This window comes from Streptomyces prasinopilosus, from assembly GCF_001419695.1.
GTDB lineage: Bacteria > Actinomycetota > Actinomycetes > Streptomycetales > Streptomycetaceae > Streptomyces > Streptomyces prasinopilosus.
Genome location: NZ_LIRG01000840.1, coordinates 1 through 1,618, shown reverse-complemented (window position 1 = coordinate 1,618; position 1,618 = coordinate 1). Strand labels below are relative to the sequence as shown.

The window sequence follows — 1,618 nt, the reverse complement described above, 5'->3', positions numbered from 1 at the left end:
CCGACGCCGTCGTCCTGGACGTGATGCTGCCGGACCTGGACGGCCTGTCCGTGCTCGGGCGCCTGCGCCGCGAGCAGCAGGACATGCCCGTCCTCTTCCTCACCGCGCGGGACGCCGTCGAGGGCCGCATCGCGGGTCTGACCGCCGGCGGTGACGACTACGTGACCAAGCCGTTCGGCGTGGAGGAGGTCGTCGCACGGCTGCGCGGTCTGATCCGGCGCTCCGGCACGGCCGACCGCCGTCCGCAGTCCGTGCTGGTCGTCGGCGACCTCACACTCGACGAGGACAGCCGCGACGTGACCCGGGCCGGGGTGGACATCCACCTCACCGCCACCGAGTTCGAGCTGCTGCGCTATCTGATGCGCAATCCGCGGCGGGTGCTCAGCAAGGCGCAGATCCTCGACCGGGTCTGGTCCTACGACTTCGGCGGACGGACGAACGTCGTCGAGCTGTACATCTCGTACCTGCGCCGGAAGATCGACGCCGGCCGGGAGCCGATGATCCACACCCGGCGCGGCGCCGGGTACCTGATCAAGCCCGCGGTGGCGTGAGCGGACGGTGACGGCCGCCCCCGCGGGGGCGGACCGATCCCGCGGCCCCGGAGCGGTCAGGACCCGCTCGAACGCGTCGTCGAGGGCCCGCGGAAAGCGGACCGGCCCGCGGCGGGGGGCGCGCCTTCGTCGAGAGCGCGCCGCCCGCCGCGGGCCGGGTCGGATGATCGGGAGGAGGGGGAGTCCGGGCTACTGGCCGGAGTCGCCGGTGCCGTTGCCCCTGCCTCCGCCGTCGGCGGAGACGGAAGCGGAACCGGACCGGCTCGGGGCGCCGGCGGCGGAGGTTCCGGCCGTCCCGCCGGTGGTGCCGTCCGCCGTCCCGGCGGTCACCGGGACCGGTGCGGCGGAGAGCGATTCCGCGGCCTGGGCCAGTGCGCCCGAGGTCCGCAGCGGGACCTCCTTGATGAAGAGGGTCACCAGGAAGGCGAGGAAGGCGATCGGGGCGACGTACAGGAAGATGTCGGCGATGCCGTGCCCGTAGGCGCTCTCCAGCCAGGTGCGGATGCCGGGGGGCAGCAGGTCCATGTCCGGCAGTTCGCCGGAGCCGGCCGAGCGGGCGGCGGCGGCCTGCTCCTGCGGGCTCAGCGAGCCGATGGTGTCCTCGGCGTAGTGGTTGATCCGGGTCGACATGACCGAGCCGAGCACCGAGACGCCCACCGCGCCGCCGAGCGACCGGAAGAAGGTGACGACGGAACTCGCGGCGCCGAGGTCGCCCGGGTCCACCTGGTTCTGCGTGCACAGCACCAGGTTCTGCATCATCATGCCGGTCCCGAGGCCCATGATCACCATGAAGAGGCCGATGTGCCAGTACGGGGTGTCGTGGCGTATGGAGCTCAGCAGTCCCAGGGCGGCGGTCAGCAGCGCGGCGCCGGTGACGAGCCAGGACTTCCACTTGCCGGTCCGGGTGATGATCAGACCGGAGGCGGTCGAGGAGACGAACAGACCGCCGATCATCGGGATGGTCAGGACACCCGACATGGTCGGGGACTCGTTCCGGGCCAGCTGGAAGAACTGGCTGAAGTAGATGGTGCCGGCGAACATCGCGATGCCGACGAACAGCGAGGCGA

2 protein-coding genes are annotated in these 1,618 nt (G+C 71.9%); one reads left to right on the top strand and one right to left on the bottom strand.

The features are described from left to right. A partial coding sequence (locus AOK18_RS27320) for a response regulator transcription factor (protein ID WP_055696065.1) occupies nt 1–551 on the top strand: 551 nt, incomplete at its 5' end. 189 nt (nt 552–740) lie between these two features. On the opposite strand, the gene AOK18_RS27315 is transcribed toward AOK18_RS27320, so the two are convergent. Next, on the bottom strand, nt 741–1,618 hold an 878-nt coding region (locus tag AOK18_RS27315; protein ID WP_157865239.1), incomplete at its 5' end, for an MFS transporter.